The sequence below is a fragment of the Sulfurimonas sp. CVO genome, from assembly GCF_009883775.1.
Taxonomy (GTDB): Bacteria; Campylobacterota; Campylobacteria; order Campylobacterales; family Sulfurimonadaceae; genus Sulfurimonas; species Sulfurimonas xiamenensis.
Map to the genome: position 1 here is coordinate 511975 of NZ_CP033720.1, position 17481 is coordinate 529455.

Here is a 17481-nt window from a genome sequence, read left to right on the forward strand (position 1 = left end):
TATGCGTCATATTATTTATAAAGCTAGAAAATAATTACTCTACAGTTACACTCTTTGCTAAGTTCCTTGGCATATCCACATCATTTCCCAATCTTATAGATATCTCTAAAGACAATAGTTGTAAAACTACCATCATCTCGAAAAATTCCAGCATATAGTGCTCACAAGAGGAGATTTGTATAAAATCATCTGCTTTATCAAACTCACTCTGACTTATTGCACAAATAGTAGAATCTCTGGCACTGAGCTCCTCGACATTGCTTTTTGATTTTTCATAATGAAGATGTTTTGGAAGAAGAGCAATGGTAAATAGTTCTGGATCTGCAAGGGCGATCGGACCATGTTTCATTTCACCTGCGGGATAACCTTCTGCATGCAGATAAGAGATCTCTTTAAGTTTTAGTGCACCTTCAAGAGCAAGCGGATAGAAGATATCTCTTCCGATAAAGAAAAAACCATGTCCGTGGAGATATCTTTTGGATAATCTTTTGATTCGTTCATGCATAGCATCTGTTACTTTTATATGTGAAGGAACCTCACGAAGCAGTGAAATATGTGAAGCTATCTCTTGTGCATTTAGCGAATTTTTTCTCTTTGCAATATATAGGCTTAACATCCAAAAAACACTAACTTGCGTAGCAAAAGCTTTGGTTGAAGCCACTCCTTTTTCTATTCCTGCTCTAGTTAAAATAGTTGCATCTGCCAATCTTACCATTGAAGAGTTGTCAACATTACAAATAGCTAAAGTTTTAAGATTAGCAGCTTTTGCCATTTTGAGGGTTTCCAAAGTGTCAGCTGTTTCACCGCTTTGAGAAATAACGACAAAAAGCGTGTCTTTTGTCATAATTGGTTCTCTGTAGCGAAATTCGCTTGCAATTTCTAATGAAGTTTTAATTTTTGAATATCTCTCAAAAAGATATGAAGCACTCATAGCTGCATGATAAGATGTTCCGCATGCGCAAAGTTTTATCTCATTTATACCGTCAAAAAGAGTTTTGTCAAGTTCATCAAAAATAATTTCATTTTCACCCAATCTTCCCATAAGAGTATCTGAAATTACAACACTCTGCTCATATATCTCTTTTTCCATAAAGAATCTGTAGCCATCTTTTTGAGCAAGAAGTTTATTTTGTGAAAGTGCGGAGAATTTCAACTCTTTCTTAGCTCCATCTTTGTTAAAAACAGCTATCTCTTTAGAAGTTGCATATCCGTAATCTCCATCTTCAAAATAGTTGACGCTTTGGCAGTGTCCAATTAACGGCGTGTCGGAGGATGCGAAATATTTTTCATCCTCTTTATTTATTCCAATTAGCATCGGAGAGCCATACTTCGCAAAAAAGATTCTGTCAGGTTCATTTTTTGTAACAAGCAAAATTGCATAAGCGCCTTGAAGTTCGCTTACAGTTTTTGCAAATGCCTCAAAAGAATTTTTTGCGCTTTTTTGATTTTTTTCAAATTGGTGAACAATCACTTCCGTATCAGTTTGGCTTAAAAACCGTGCGCCATTTGCTTGAAGCTCTTTTTTTAACTCTACATAATTTTCAATGATTCCATTGTGAACAACATAAGAAGATTCTCCTAAATGCGGATGTGCGTTTAGTTCTGTAGGCTTTCCGTGTGTTGCCCATCGCGTATGCCCGATGCCGAGTGCAAAGCCTTCTGTTTTAAAATCTTTTGTTTTTTCTTCAAGGTTAACAAGTTTGCCTACGGCTTTGTAGTTTGAAAAATTTCCATTTTGTAAAACGGCTATTCCTGCTGAATCATATCCGCGATACTCTAACTCTTTTAGACCCTCTAGTAAAATCTCTTTTGTATTTTTTTGTCCAAGATAACCAACAATTCCGCACATCTATTTGCCTTTTGTAATCAATAATTTATAAATTTTTTCGACATTATTACATAGTTCGTTTTGTTTTTCTATTAAGAAACTGTCTCTTACTTTATGTTTTGTGCTGTGAATTTTTGCTGATACAATGTTTATGCCAAGTTCTTCAAAACACTCCATTATGTAAGCTAAAAGACCCTTTTGGTTTTGTGTATTTATATTTATTTCTGCATGTGTAAGCGAGTGCTCAAAATCTATGTTTATTTCATGTTTATATATTGTAACTTCTTTTAGTTTTATATGCTTGCTCATATCAAAAGCATTGTTTATAATATTTTCTATTTGACGAAGCTCATCTTTGCCGACATGCTCGATAAATTCAATTTTAAAATATTTTATATCATCAAAAAGTGTGAAAATCTCCATAGATGCAACATCGAGATGACTTAAAGATGCAAGAAGATATCCAATGTTTAATGGAATTTTTCTATAAATTTCTATAACAAGAGAGCTCTCTGTAGAGATTGAAAAATCATACTTTTTTGTTTCTTTTGCTTTTTTTGCAATTTCTATGATATCTAAAGGCGTGTGTTTAAAAAAGAAAAGATTTGATTCAATGCCTAAGAGTTTCTTTTGAAGTAATTTTGGAAGTTCAAGAAATTCAGGAAGTTTTTGAACCCTTTTTTCACTGTTTATTCTTTTGGAAGCATCTGTAATTCTACCTTTGTTTTGTGCAACTTCAAGAGCATTTATATAGAGTTCGCGAAGAAGTTTTGAGCTAAAAGAGTTATAAACTCCTTCACCCACACCATTAATATCGGCATAAGTTAGAACATAAAGAAGTTTTAGATTTTTGATATCTTCCACATTTGACATAAACTTATAGAGTGTTTTTTCATTATGAATATTTTGTCTAAAAGCGACATTGCTCATGGTTACATGTTGCTTTACTAAAGTTATAGATCTATGTATATCTTCATCTTTTAGTTTCATTTTTTTAACAAACGGCGCTATAAGTTTTGCACCTACCTCGCTATGGTCTTGAACTCTTCCTTTTCCTGTATCATGAAAAAGAGTTACAATTTTTAGCAACAGTTTTTCATCATTGCCAAATTCATCATAAAGTTTTTTAATAAACGGCTCTTCAATATTTTCCAATGCTTCTACACATTTTATGGAGTGAATGTCTACGGGATAGTGATGATATCCGTCAAATTGCGGCAGATGAAGCACTTTTTTAAAATTATGAAACAGATGATGAAGTATGCCTGCATCATAAAAGAGTTTTAAAAAACAGTACATATGTCTTTTTTTAAAGAGTTCTTTGAGCAGCATATATGTTTTTGATTTTAGCGGATACTCTATCTTTGTATAGGTAAACTGGTTTAAAAATCCGGCATCAAAATGGTATGTTTTATTTTCAAGAGAAACTAAAATTTCTAAAAGCTTGTTTAACGGCTGAATCGCTAGATTGTAAGAGGCGTAAATTCTGTTATCTAGTTCGTAAATACCTCTGCTTAAGCGGTGATGTCTAAATTTTTTCACATTAGAGATATCCGCAATATATGGTCTAACCATTTTTTTAACAAATATTTGAGTAAAATTATTTATGCGCCATTGCGCCTCAAGTACTTTTGTAATCATCTTTTGCTGATTTTTAAAACCAAGCATATGACTTACCTCTGGTATATACTCTAAAAGAAGTCTATCTTCTTGTTTGCCTGTAATAAGATGAAGAGCACTTCTTACGCGAAACAACAATTCTAGTGCTACTCTGTACTCTTTATACTCTTCATCAGAATAGAGAGAACCTGTTAAATCTTTTAAGCTTGTAATTGCATAAATAGTCTGTGCTATCCAAAATATAAAGTTAGAATCTCGAAGCCCGCCAACGCTCTTTTTGATATTTGGCTGCATCGAGTTTGGATATTTTTTTCTTCTAGTTTGAGCCTCTTTAATTTTTGCAAGAATAAACTCTTTTTGTTTATAAAGTCGTATTCTATTTAACTCTTTGCTTGCTGCATGCCAAGTCAAACTTGATCCGGTAACAAATCTTGCTTCCATAAGTGAAGTTCTTATTGTGATATCTTCATTGCTGGCTTTAAAGAGATCATCTACCTCATGTACTCTATGGCTTAGTTTCAGTCCTGAATCCAAAATTAGATAGAAAAATTTTTCTATAATAAGCTCACTGTTAAAGCCGTCAATTTTTTTATAAACTATAAGCAGATCTATATCGCTGTGAACGCATAGCTGTTCCCGCCCGTAACTTCCAAGAGCAACAACGGCTATGGGAATAGAGCTTCTCATGGGAAGGTAGTTTCCAAATATACGCCTTAAAGTAGTTTTGTACATTAATGAGATAATGGAATCTAGCTGTTTTGTGTGGCAAACGAGAAAATCTTTGCCTTGATTTTTTTTAAAGAGCTCACTAAGAGAAGCTTTATACTCATTTATAAAAGTTTTGAAGAGTTTAGATAGCTCAAAATCACTACCATTTTTTTCTATTATATCTTCAATATGAACTGCTAAATCCAAGGCAATTGTCCTGCTTTTTTTATAATTATAGTGTAATTACTCAAACAGGGCAGAGACAAAGAGATAAAATAGTATAAATTTTAATTTTTGAAAAAGATTACGAAGTACAATTAAAGTTAGTAGATGCTAATATTACGACTTTAATATGCAAAAAAGCATCAGGATTATAATAGTTAGGAATAAATAAAAATGTATCTATTTACAAGTGAAGTAGTCAGCCCGGGGCATCCTGATAAGTGCGCTGACATTATAGCGGATAGCATAGTCGATAGACTAATTATAGGAGACTCAAAATCAAGAGTTGCATCAGAGGTTTTTGTTGCCGGAAAACATATAGTAATCGGTGGAGAAGTAACATCAAAAACTAGAATAACTACCGAAGAGTATAAGAAAATTGTTCATGACGCTCTTGTAAATATCGGTTATGACGGAAATCCATACTTTACGAAGGAGGAGTGCCTTCATCCTGAAGATATAGAACTTCAAGTGCTTTTAAATGCGCAGTCTCCCGATATTAATCAAGGAGTGGATCAAGAGAGCGGCGAGATAGGTGCCGGAGATCAGGGAATTATGTTTGGATATGCTGATATTGAGACGAAAAACTATATGCCAAGTGCTATCACATATGCAAGAATTTTGATGGAAAAAGTTTATAACTATGCAAAAGAGAATCCATCTAAACTTGGTGTTGATATCAAAACACAGGTTACTATGGATTACGGCAAGAAAGAGAATTTCGAGAGCTGCAGACCTCAAAAAATTCATACTATTGTTGTTTCAGCTCCTTGTGTAAATACGATGGATATAAACAGTGTAAGAGCTTTAATACAAGAGTTGATAGATGATGCAGGACTTCCTGAAGAACTTTACAATAAAAATGAGTGCATTATTCATATCAACCCGACAGGAAAATATGTATCCCACTCATCTCTGCATGATTCAGGACTTACGGGAAGAAAACTTATCGTTGACAGTTTTGGCGGATATGCACCCATCGGAGGCGGAGCGCAGAGTTCAAAAGATTATACAAAAGTTGACAGAAGCGGTTTATATGCAGCCAGATGGATAGCCAAGCATATTGTAGCTGCAGGTTTAGCAAAAAAAGCGCTTGTACAGATCTCTTATGCAATCGGGGTTGCGCGTCCAACCTCTATTGCGGTCGATACATATGGAACAGTAATACAAAGCTTGGACGATGATAAACTTTCAGAATTTGTACAAGAAAATTTTTCTCTTACTCCAAACTGGATAACAAATAAATTTAGTCTTGACAAACCATCAAAAGAGACTTTTTTATATGCTGATGTAGCTGCTCGTGGACAGGTTGGACAGAGTGATTATCCTTGGGAAAAGCTTGATGAGCTTGAAAAATTTGAGGCATTAAGATAATTATGGATTTAAAAGAAAAAATTTTGGCAAGAAAACGGGTAAATTTTGAAGAAGCGCTTGCGCTTTATGATATGGATCTTTTTGATCTTGGTGAGCTGGCGGATGCGATTCGCAAAAAAAAGCATGATAAAAAAACATACTTTAATATCAACCGTCATATAAATCCGACAAATATTTGTGCTGATGTGTGCAAATTTTGTGCATACAGTGCAACAAGAAAAAATCCAAATCAGTATACTATGAGCCATGACGAGATTATGGAGATTGTAAAAGATATTGACTCCCGTGGCGCAAAAGAGGTCCATATAGTTTCCGCTCATAATCCAAATACAGGTTTGGAGTGGTACCTTGATATATTTAAAAAGATAAAGAGTGCTTATCCTCATCTGCATGTAAAAGCTCTTACTGCCGCAGAAGTTGATTTTTTATCGCGTCAATATGGTAAAAGTTATGATGAGATACTTGATTTGATGGTTAAAAACGGTGTGGATTCTATGCCAGGAGGCGGAGCCGAAATATTCGATGAGAAAGTAAGAGATTATATTTGTAAAGGTAAAGTCACATCAGATCAATGGTTTGAAATTCATAAAAAATGGCATGAGAGAGGAAAAAAGAGCAATGTTACAATGCTCTTTGGACATGTTGAGAGCAGGGCAAACCGCATAGATCATATGATGAGAATTAGAGAGCTTCAGGACAAAACCGGCGGCTTTAACTGCTTTATCCCTCTTGTTTATCAAAAAGAGAATAATTATTTAAATATAAAAGAGATTATAACTGCAAACGAGATTTTAAAAACGATAGCGATAAGCCGCATAGTTTTGGATAATGTTGATAATATAAAAGCATACTGGGTAACTTCTACAGTAAACTTGGCATTAGTTGCTCAAGAGTTTGGCGCAAATGATTTAGACGGAACGATAGAAAAAGAGTCTATAAATTCTGCAGCGGGTGCAAAAAGTGCACATGGCATGAAACTTGAAGATTTTACTGCGCTTATAAAAAACAGCGGTTTTATTCCGGTTGAAAGAGATAGCCTTTATAACGAAATAAAAATTTGGTAAAATCCAAATATGGATATATCGGTTGTTATTCCTTCTTATAATCGATATGAAACTTTAAAGAGAGCGTTGACTTCAGTTTATGCCCAATCTTTTAAGCCAAAAGAGGTCATCGTTATAGATGATGGCTCTTGCGACAAAACTTCTAATATTCAAAATTTATTTCCAGACATCAAATATTTTTATCAAAAAAACTCAGGTGTCTCAAGCGCAAGAAATCTGGGTATAAAAAAAGCTGCGTATAAGTGGTTGGCGTTTTTAGATTCTGATGATGTATGGCATAAAGAGAAGTTGGCTTTTCATGCGATATTTCATAAAAAAAATCCTCACATATTGATGAGTTACACAAATGAGAGATGGATAAGAGATGGTGTTGAAGTAGCTATGCCTCAAAAATATCAAAAATTTCACGGAGATATTTTTGATGCGTCCCTTTCTCATTGCATTATTGCTCCCTCGGCAACGCTTATGCATAAAAATTTATTACAAGATGTCGGCTTTTTTGATGAGAATTTAGAAGTTTGTGAAGATTATGATATGTGGCTAAGAGTAGCATTAAAAAACAGTATCGGGCTTATAGATAAAAAGCTTATTACAAAATATGGCGGAGCAGACGATCAGCTTAGTACAAAATTTTGGGGAATGGACAGATTTAGAGTTAAGGCTTTAGAGAAGCTGCTTGATTTAGAGCTGCCAAAAGATAAAAAAGATTTAGTTATAAAAACATTAGTGCATAAGTACACACTACTATTAAAAGGCGCCATAAAATATGATAGAATATTGGATATTAATGCGTATAAAATAAAAATAGAGAGATATACATTTGAATAATTTAACACAAAGTACAAAAGTAACACTGCTTTATATAGCGATAGCGTTTCTGTTTTCAGTTGCTGTAAGGATGATTTGGTTTTATCAATTTTTTGGGTATGAACCTTTTATGTTTAATTCTCAGCTTATGATAAACACAAATGACGGCTATTTCTGGGCAGAGGGTGCCAGAGATATTCTTAGCGGCATAAGTCAAGAAAACGATCTCTCTCCCATAACTACTGCTGCTTCGCAGTTAACTGCACTTTTTGCTTATATATTGCCTTTTTCGTTTGAGAGCATAATCTTATTTATGCCTGTTTTTTTAAGTTCGCTTGTTGTTGTTCCTATAATACTTATTGCAAAGAGTTTAGATAATTTAGAGATGGGTCTTATAGCTGCACTTTTAGCTAGTATTGCATGGAGTTACTACAATCGAACAATGATTGGTTATTATGATACCGATATGCTAAATATAGTACTTCCAATGTTTCTGCTTTGGTCGATAATTTGGGCTATAAGAACAAATGAAAACAGGTATCTTCTTATAACAGCTCTTGATATTTTAGTTTATAGATGGTGGTATCCTCAAAGCTACTCTTTGGAGTTTTCATTTTTTGGTTTAATCCTTTTTTACACACTTGTTTGGGATAGAAAAAATTTTTATAACTATAAACTTTTAGCTTTAATGATGCTTGCAATGGTAAATCTTGACGGCTTTATTAGATTCCCTCTGGTTTTGGCTGTTTTTTATATCTTTAAAGATAAAAGATTTGATAAATATACATACTCTATTTTAGTTGCTTCAGTTGTTGTGTTTTTCGCATCAGGCGGTTTTACCCCTATCTGGAATCAGTTAAAAGGATATGTATTTAAAGATGCCGTAACTGCAGCCGATGAGGGCTTGAAGCTTCACTTCTTCTCTGTAATGCAGACAATAAGAGAAGCAGGACATATACCCTTTGAGACATTTGCAAACCGCATAAGCGGACATGTAATTACTTTTATTTTATCTCTTGGAGGATTTATATATCTCTCCTACAGACATAAAATAATGCTTTTTGGACTTCCTATGATAGGTCTTGGTTTTTTGGCTTATTTCGGAGGGTTGAGATTTACTATCTATGCAGTTCCTGTTTTAGCTTTTGGTGCTGCTTTTTTAATAACAGAAATTGCAAGATATATGCCAACAAAAAGATTAAAGTTTTTAACTATAACTGCTTTTACATTAGCCGTTTTATATCCAAATATAGCTCATGTGCAGGAGTATAAAGTTCCAACGGTATTTAATGTGAATGAGGTTAAGGTTTTAGATAAGTTGAAAAATATAGCAGATAGAGAGGATTATGTAATTGCGTGGTGGGATTATGGATATCCTATTCGATATTACAGTGATGTAAAAACATTGGCAGATGGCGGGAAACATAGCGGAAGTGTGAATTTTCCTGTTAGTTTTACGCTAACCAGTCCTCAAAATATTTCAGCAAAAATGGCAAGACTTGATGTTGAATATACTGAAAAAACATTTAGATTTAAAGAGGAGAATAAAGAGCGTATTGAAGATGAAAATATAACGATATTTTCAAATATAGAACAGATGACAAAAGAGTACGGTTTTGATGATGCAAATGATTTTCTTCTATCGCTTCAAACTGATATAGAACTTCCTTTAAAAACAAGAGATATCTATTTTTATCTTCCATATAGAATGTTAGATATCTACCCGACTGTCAAGGCATTTTCAAACATTAATCTTATGAATGCAAAGATGAAGAGTTCACCTCTTTTTTATATGAGCAGAGTATTTAAAGAGGAGCAAAGCGGTATAAATTTGGGGCAGGGAATTTTCTTGGATCTTCAAAATTCAACTATAACTTTTTCAGATCAAAAAATGCCAATTAAAAGATTTGTACAGACTTCATATGATAAAAATATGAAATTTAAAAAAGATGTAAATATTTTAAATATAACGGCAGATATAAATGTTATTTATATGTCAAGCTACAATACATTTTTAGTGCTTGATGAAAAAACCTACAACTCTTTGTATATACAGTTAATGGTTTTAGAAGAGTATGACAAAACTCTATTTGAAGAGGTTATTTTAACCCCGCATGCAAAAGTTTATAAACTAAAAATTTAACTTTTTTTATGGCGCAGTTAGATAAAATAAAATAAATATAATTAATGAAGGTTAAAAGATGCCAAAAGATAAAACAAAAGTTAAAAAATGTCTTTTTCCGGCTGCCGGATATGGAACAAGATTTCTTCCCGCTACAAAAGCGATTCCAAAAGAGATGCTTCCTGTACTTACAAAGCCTCTTTTGCAATATGGTGTTGAGGAGGCAATAAGTGCCGATATTGACACAATTGCCATTGTAACGGGGCGCGGAAAAAGAGCAATTGAAGACCATTTTGATATATCTTATGAGCTTGAGCATCAAATAAAAGGCACATCAAAAGAGCACTATCTGACTGAAATAAAAGATGTTATTGAAAAATGCACTTTTTCTTATACCAGACAGATGGAGATGAAGGGTTTGGGACATGCGATACTTACCGGTGAAACTCTTATAGGGGATGAGCCTTTTGCAGTAATTTTAGCAGATGATTTGTGTGATAATAACGGCGAATCTGTTATTTGTCAAATGACAAAATTATTCGAAGAGTATAAATGCTCAATAGTGGCTGTTGAAGAGATTCCTCCGCAAGACAGCAATAAGTATGGTGTTATAGCAGGTGAAGCGGAAGAAAATGGCGTTATTAGAGTTTCTGATATGGTGGAAAAACCTGATCCAAAAGATGCACCTTCAAATTTGGCGATTATAGGCAGATATATCTTAACGCCTGATATTTTTGATATTTTAAGAGAGACAAAACCTGGCAAAGGCGGAGAGATTCAAATAACAGATGCGCTTTTAGCCCAAGCAAAAAAGGGTAGAGTAATTGCTTATAAATTTAAAGGTAAAAGATTTGATTGTGGAAGCGTAGATGGTTTTGTAGAGGCTACAAACTATTTTTATAACAAAAGCAAGGATTGAACATGAAATATCAACATAACTTTAATCCAACAATATCTGATGAAGATATTTTTAGCGAAATTGTAAAAGAGAAAGAGTATATAGGGTACTATAATCTTGTTTTTCAAGATACATTAGAGTATAAAGAGTATGCTAAGTCTGTTAAACAAAAAAATATAGTCGTAATTGGAATCGGCGGAAGCACACTTGGAACTTACGCTATATATAAGTTTTTAAAATACTCTAAAAACTTAACTAAAAAACTCTATTTTTTGGAAACTACAGATCCGATTGATATAAAATCAAAATTGGAAAATATTGATCTAAATGATACTCTTTTTATAGTTATATCAAAATCTGGAACCACAATTGAGACTATTTCTATTTTTAAGTATATAAACTCTCTTATTACATGTGACAGAGACAATACTCTTGTTATAACAGAAAATGATTCTAAACTAAATGAATACGCAAAAGCAAATAAGATAAAATCCTTTGAAATACCAAAAAATGTAGGTGGAAGATTTTCAGTTTTTAGTGCAGTTGGATTAGTTCCGTTGGCTATCGTTGGAATAGATATAGATGAGATTTTACATGGTGCCAAAAAAAGACATGATTCATTTTTTACTCAAGGCAAAACATATGCTCGAATAGTTAAAAAAGCAAGATTTTTTATAGAGTATAAAAATAGTTTTAATATAAATGTGGTTTTTTCATACTCATCCAGACTTGAAGGATTTAACAAATGGTATATACAACTTTGGGGAGAGAGTCTGGGCAAAGTTGATATAAACAGCAGCAGACAAGGCTTAACTCCTATTGGAATTATAGGTCCGATAGATCAGCACTCCTTTTTACAATTAATTGTAGAAGGCAGAAGAGATAAAACGGTTACTGTTATAAAAGTTGATGATTTTTACAATCATTTAAAAATACCAAATATAGAGTTAACGGGCTTAAGCGAGCTGAATTATGTTGATGATATAGAGTTTTCTCTGCTTATCAACAAGCAGGCAGATGCTACAATAGAGTCAATTAATAATTTAAAAGATATACCCTGCGATGTAATTACAATAGATAGTGTGAGTGAGAGAAGCATTGCCGGTTTGATGTATGAGTATGAACTTTTAACATCTGTTTGCGCTAAATTTATGTATATAAATGCCTATGATCAACCGGGCGTAGAAGCTGGAAAAATTATTTTAAAACAAAAGCTTCAGACAAAAAGTTAAAAGTATTTGCTAATGTAGGAGAGATGCATCTCTCTTACAAACTAAGCGATAAAGTGTCCCACGAATTTGCTCATATTGTTCATAATTTCTGAACCTTTTCTAAAGCTGAGTCCGCACGCCTCATAGGCAAAGAAAACACCTGCTTGATACTTCGCACCGCTCTCATCCATATTTAGTTCCACATACTCCTGATAAACCTTTTTATAGTTGCCGTAAGGCCCATCTTGCTGGTTTAAAAGCTTTTTATCTGCACTAAATATTTTTATATTTGCACCCTCTCTGCCAAAAACACTTTTTTCTACATGCTTTACTCCCTCTAAAGGTTCAAAAGATGTTTTTAAAAGATATGGTGAGTCGGGAAATAGATCATATAAAATTTTCAGCATGCCTTTGGATTGAAAAAGCAGAGTGTATGCCGGATTTAAAATAATAGCACTTTGATTTTGCATAATATTTGTAAGCAAGGTAGCAAGCTCGGGCTCATCTACTGCTATATCTTCCCATGGATAGAGTTTAAACCAGTATTCATATTGATTGTCATCTCTGTCAAAGATTCCATTTTCATCAAATTTTACATTTTCAAGATACTCAAAACCGGTGTTAAAACCTGCATCTGTTGCAATTTGCTGCAGAAGCCTTGTAGTTGCCTCCTCCTCTTCATTGCCATAAATCGAAGAAAAAAGTATCTTCCATCCATCATATCTTTTATCAAAAAGCTCTGTATCATCAAAGAGTGTTATTACTCTTTTAAAATTTTGCTGGATAGCCTCATAAACACTATTAAACTGCTTACTTTCATCCATTGCATTTTCTTTGAGAAGAGCCCATTGTAAAAGAGCAGTTTCAAATAGAGATGTTGGAGTGTCTGCGTTAAACTCCAAGAGTTTGATTGGTTTTTCGTCAATACCGCCGGCTAAATCAAATCTGCCGTAAATATGCCAATGAACATCATTTTCCCAGCTTTTTTTAATTGCATCAATAAGGTTAAAAGGGATTCCCAGCTCAAAAAATAGATTATTCTCTATAACATACTCTGCAGCTTGAACATACATATCATAGAGTTCATTTGCCGCGTTATAATAAGCTTGCGCTTCATCTGTAGTAATTTGTACCAAACTTTCACTTATATATTTGCTATTGTCGCTATCAGTGTGCCATGTAAAACCCAACTCCTCGAGCTGCTCATTTTTAAGAGGCTTAATTTTATTTAATTTAACCAATGTTATCCGCCATATCTTGTAGTTGTTGATGATGAAGCTGTACTAGAACTGCCAAAAAAGCTTTTTCTAGCAGATGTGCTGCTTCTTGATGCACCTGCAGCAGAACGACTGTAAGCACTTTTATTTACAGAAGATGCTCTTGAAGCAAAATTTTTATTATTCATTAAAGCATTTCCGATCATATTCCCTAAAAGCGAACCTGCTGCAACAGCAAGTATAGTTCCTGCAAGCCCCATACCGGCACTTCCTTCACTGCTTTGTAGTGTTTCAGATGTACCTTCTTGAACTTTTTGATACTCTTGTTCGGCTAATGCTTTCATCTCTTCTTCGTTCATAAAACGCTCAATTGTATTGCCGTTTTCATCTTTTTCGCGGATAATTGCTCTGTTTGGACCTTCTGTGGGCATCTCTTCAACTACAATGTATTTTCCGCTTGCTTGCTGTTCAATAACCAAATATCTGTTTTGCGGCTCCTGTTGTTGCGATGTACATCCGCTCAGTACGCTCATCATAACAATACCGGTACTTCCAAGTGCAATTCCGTTTGCTATCGAAGAAATATATTTCAATATTCTGTCTCCCTTTTGCTAAGTTTGATAACTCTTTTGCAACTATATTTTTTATTCATTAAAACAACTCTCTTATCTTATTTTTTTACTTTTTACTCTATTTATTTTTATAAGAGCTGATGATTTTTTTTCAATTAAACCATTTATATCTTCTATTATTATGTCAGCTTTTGATTCACAAAAATCTCTACTAAATTTTTCACTGCTTTTATTTGCAGATGTGGAGTAAAACCATGAAATATCTCTTAATAGTTGTGAATTTAGGGGAATAGGTGCAACTCTAAAAGCAAAATCATTGATGATAAATGTAGTTTTTTTAGCGCGTCTGACTAAATTTTTTCTATTTTTAATAACTCTATTGCCATCAGCTAAAAAGCTTTTAAAATCTTTATAAACTTTTATAAAAGGCTTTGTTGAGGGACGAGATTTTATCTCATAAAGTTTTTGTGAATTTTGAGATAAGAAACCGACAGTAGTGTCGGTTTGAGTTAAAAAAACAGGCATTTTTATGCTAGAAAATCTTGCAGCGCTTTTGAGTTTGACCATGAATCATCTTTCATTTCATCAAGGGCAAGAATAAGTGCTCTTGCAGCACTTAGGGTTGTAAAGTAAGGAATATTTCTTTTTAAAACTTCTTGACGGATAACAATAGCATCTTTTTTTGAAGTATTGTTGTCAGATGTATTGATTGCCATATGAATTGCATCGTTTTTCATACTGTCTTCAATATTTGGACGGCCTTCAGAGATTTTTAAAACCACCTCACACGGAATTCCTGCATTTTCAAGTACTGCTTGAGTTCCTTTTGTGGCAACTAAAGTAAAACCATGTTCTACAAGACCTTTTGCTATCTCCGGCGCATGCTTTTTATCTGTATCTACAAAAGATAAGAAACAAGTTCCCTCTGTAGGAATTTTATTTCCCGCTGAGAGTTGAGCTTTTGCGAAACTAATACCAAAGTTTGAGCTAATTCCCATGACTTCACCGGTTGATTTCATCTCAGGACCTAAAACTAAATCAGCACCGTATAATTTATGGAAAGGAAAAACTGCTTCTTTAACAGAGATATGACCTTTTAAACGAGGTTTTAAAAGTCCATTTTCTTCTGTAACAATATTGTATTTATCATAATATTTAAGCGCATCTCTTAGAGTCTCACCAACCATAACGCGTGTTGCAACTTTTGCCAACGGCATTCCTGTAGCTTTACTTACAAACGGAACAGTTCTAGAAGCTCTTGGATTTACTTCAATTAGATAGATTTCATCTTCATAAATGGCATACTGAACATTCATCAGCCCGCAAACTCCAAGACCAAGCGCGATAATTTTTGTCTGCTGTTCAACCTTTTCAATCATCTCTTTTGATAAATTTACAGGAGGAAGAGAACATGCACTGTCGCCTGAGTGAATACCAGCTTCTTCAATGTGCTGCATAACAGAACCGATATAAACATCTTTACCGTCGCAAATAGCATCAACATCAAGTTCAACTGCCTGATCTAAAAATTTATCTATTAAAACAGGAGCGTTGTTTGAAACTGATACTGCCAAATCCATATATTGTTTAAGTTCATCTTCGCAATAAACAATTCTCATTCCGCGGCCGCCAAGAACAAATGATGGTCGAACCAGTACCGGATAACCAAGTCTTTTTGCAATAACATAAGACTCCTCTTTTGTTCTAGCCAATCCGTTTGCCGGTTGTTTTAATCCATGTTGATTTACAAAATTGGAAAACTGCTCTCTATCTTCAGCCAAATCAATGACAGCAGATGGAGTTCCTGCGATTTTTGCTCCGATTTGAGTCAAGCCATTTGCCAGTTTAAGAGGAGTTTGTCCTCCAAAATGAACAATGATTCCATCAGGTTTTTCATAATCTATAACTTCTCTTACATGTTCTAAATCAATTGGCTCAAAATATAGTACATCAGAAGTATCATAATCAGTTGATACTGTTTCAGGATTACAGTTATACATTATGGTCTCTATGTCCATCTCTTTAAGGGCAAATGCAGCATGAACACAACAGTAATCAAATTCAATACCTTGACCGATCCTATTTGGCCCGCCGCCGAGGATAAGAATTTTTTTCTTATCGCTTGCACGATTTGCTATATTTGGAAGTTTTGTAATATTTGTTGTAGAGTAAAGATATGGGGTTAATGCTTCAAATTCAGCAGCACAAGTGTCAACTTCATTATATTCTAAATTTATATCCATAGCTTTTCTAGCACTATAAACATCCTCTTCATCTATCTCTTTATTTGTATTTTTAGATATTAGCTGAGCAATTTTTTTATCTGAAAAGCCATCAACTTTTATCTTTCTTAAAAATTCTTCATCAGATAAAATTTTATCTGTAATACTATTTTCTGTTTTTACTATCTCTTCTATTTGATACAAAAACCAAGGATCGATATTGCAAGCCTCGAACATCTCCTCAACGCTCATTCCACGACGAAAGCCCTCCGCTACATAAAGAACTCTGTCCATATTTGGACGGCGAATCTCATGTTTAATAAAGTCTATATCTGAATTTATTTCATCAAATCCACACAAGCCGGTTTCAAGTGAACAGAGAGCTTTTTGCATAGACTCTTTAAATGTTCGCCCGATAGCCATAACTTCACCGACTGATTTCATACTTGTGCTTAAAGTGTTTTCTGCTTCAGGAAATTTTTCAAATGTAAAACGAGGAATTTTTGTAATTACATAATCAATTACCGGCTCAAAAGATGCAGGAGTTCCTGTAATGTCATTTGTAATTTCATCAAGAGTAAAGCCAACAGCTAAAAGAGTTGCAACTTTTGCAATAGGGTATCCAGTTGCTTTGGAAGCAAGAGCTGAAGAGCGCGAAACTCTAGGATTCATCTCAATTACTATCATACGCCCTGTTTTTGGATCAACTGAAAACTGAACATTGCTTCCGCCGGTATCAACGCCGATTTCACGCAAAATAGCAAAGGAAGCATCACGCATTCTTTGGTACTCTTTATCTGTTAATGTTAAAGCAGGAGCAACAGTAATACTGTCTCCCGTATGAACGCCCATCGGGTCAAAGTTTTCAATAGAACAGACGATAATGCAGTTATCTGATCTATCACGGATGACTTCCATCTCATACTCTTTCCAGCCAAGAAGAGACTCTTCTATTAAGATTTCAGTAACAGGAGATTCGTCTAACCCGCGCTTTGCAAGTTTTTTGAACTCATCCATATTGTAAGCAACGCCGCTTCCGCCGCCTGCTAAAGTAAAAGATGCACGAATAATTATAGGAAATCCGATTTTTTCCGCTGCAGCAAGAGCGTCATCCATATTGTAGGCGTACATTGAAAACGGCAGATCCATTCCAATTTTTATCATAGCCTCTTTAAATGCTGAGCGATCTTCGCCTTTATGAATAGCTTCAGGGGATGCACCTAAGAATTCTACTCCTTCTAACATTCCTTTTTCATACATTTTTGTAGCTACATTAAGTGCAGTTTGTCCTCCCATTGTGGGCAAAACTGCATCTACTTTTTCATCTTTGATAATTTTAGCAATTATCTCTTCTTTTATAGGCTCAATATATGTTCTATCTGCAAATTCAGGATCTGTCATAATTGTAGCTGGATTAGAATTGATTAGAATTACACGATAACCTAGCTCTTTTAGTGTTTTTACGGCTTGCGTTCCTGAATAATCGAATTCACAAGCTTGACCAATGATTATTGGACCTGAACCAATAAGTAAAATAGTGTTAATGTCGGTGCGTTTTGGCATTTTTTACCTTTTGTATTTATACATAAAAAAATTTGTTTATTATAGGCAAAAAG

Annotated in this window: 12 protein-coding genes; 6 read left to right on the top strand and 6 right to left on the bottom strand. The window is 34.2% G+C overall.

Annotated features, from left to right (window positions below):
* Window positions 1-34 precede the first annotated feature (34 nt).
* Window positions 35-1849 (bottom strand): glutamine--fructose-6-phosphate transaminase (isomerizing), encoded by a 1815-nt coding sequence (gene glmS / locus CVO_RS02630; RefSeq protein WP_159569842.1) that lies wholly within the window; start codon window positions 1847-1849, stop codon window positions 35-37.
* Window positions 1850-4363 carry a [protein-PII] uridylyltransferase family protein gene (locus CVO_RS02635; protein WP_159569844.1) on the bottom strand — a complete coding sequence of 838 codons (2514 nt, stop codon included), beginning with the start codon at window positions 4361-4363 and terminating at the stop codon, window positions 1850-1852.
* 189 nt (window positions 4364-4552) lie between these two features.
* Here CVO_RS02635 and metK point away from each other — a divergent pair, with 189 nt between their 5' ends.
* The 6 genes from metK to CVO_RS02665 are packed head-to-tail and all read left to right on the top strand — an operon-like array spanning window position 4553 to window position 11875.
* Complete coding sequence (gene metK, locus CVO_RS02640; protein WP_152299712.1) at window positions 4553-5752, top strand: methionine adenosyltransferase; 1200 nt, start codon at window positions 4553-4555, stop codon at window positions 5750-5752.
* A 2-nt stretch (window positions 5753-5754) separates the two neighbouring features.
* Window positions 5755-6816 (top strand): aminofutalosine synthase MqnE, encoded by a 1062-nt coding sequence (gene mqnE, locus CVO_RS02645; RefSeq protein ID WP_159569846.1) that lies wholly within the window; start codon window positions 5755-5757, stop codon window positions 6814-6816.
* 9 nt (window positions 6817-6825) lie between these two features.
* Complete coding sequence (locus CVO_RS02650) at window positions 6826-7644, top strand: glycosyltransferase family 2 protein (protein WP_159569848.1); 819 nt, start codon at window positions 6826-6828, stop codon at window positions 7642-7644.
* Window positions 7637-9766 (top strand): STT3 domain-containing protein, encoded by a 2130-nt coding sequence (locus tag CVO_RS02655; protein WP_159569850.1) that lies wholly within the window; start codon window positions 7637-7639, stop codon window positions 9764-9766. The genes CVO_RS02650 and CVO_RS02655 overlap by 8 nt, the downstream gene beginning before the upstream one ends.
* 58 nt (window positions 9767-9824) lie before the next feature.
* Window positions 9825-10664 carry a UTP--glucose-1-phosphate uridylyltransferase GalU gene (galU, locus tag CVO_RS02660; protein ID WP_152299708.1) on the top strand — a complete coding sequence of 280 codons (840 nt, stop codon included), beginning with the start codon at window positions 9825-9827 and terminating at the stop codon, window positions 10662-10664.
* A 2-nt stretch (window positions 10665-10666) separates the two neighbouring features.
* Entirely contained in the window at window positions 10667-11875 is a 1209-nt protein-coding gene (locus tag CVO_RS02665; RefSeq protein ID WP_152299707.1) for a glucose-6-phosphate isomerase, read from the top strand.
* A gap of 41 nt (window positions 11876-11916) precedes the next feature.
* Here CVO_RS02665 and CVO_RS02670 read toward each other — a convergent pair whose 3' ends face one another.
* The 4 genes from CVO_RS02670 to carB form a co-directional block, all read right to left on the bottom strand.
* Entirely contained in the window at window positions 11917-13095 is a 1179-nt protein-coding gene (locus tag CVO_RS02670) for a glutathionylspermidine synthase family protein (protein ID WP_159569852.1), read from the bottom strand.
* Window positions 13096-13097: 2 nt separating this feature from the next.
* Window positions 13098-13664, bottom strand: coding sequence for a Cj0371 family chemotaxis-regulating polar lipoprotein (locus tag CVO_RS02675; protein WP_152299705.1), 567 nt, complete (start codon window positions 13662-13664; stop codon window positions 13098-13100).
* Window positions 13665-13736: 72 nt separating this feature from the next.
* A complete protein-coding gene (locus CVO_RS02680) occupies window positions 13737-14210 on the bottom strand; it encodes a Sua5/YciO/YrdC/YwlC family protein (protein ID WP_241690996.1) in 474 nt (157 codons plus the stop codon).
* Window positions 14171-17428, bottom strand: a complete 3258-nt coding sequence (carB, locus tag CVO_RS02685) for a carbamoyl-phosphate synthase large subunit (protein WP_152299704.1) — start codon at window positions 17426-17428, stop codon at window positions 14171-14173. Before carB ends, CVO_RS02680 begins: the two co-directional genes overlap by 40 nt.
* Window positions 17429-17481 lie beyond the last annotated feature (53 nt).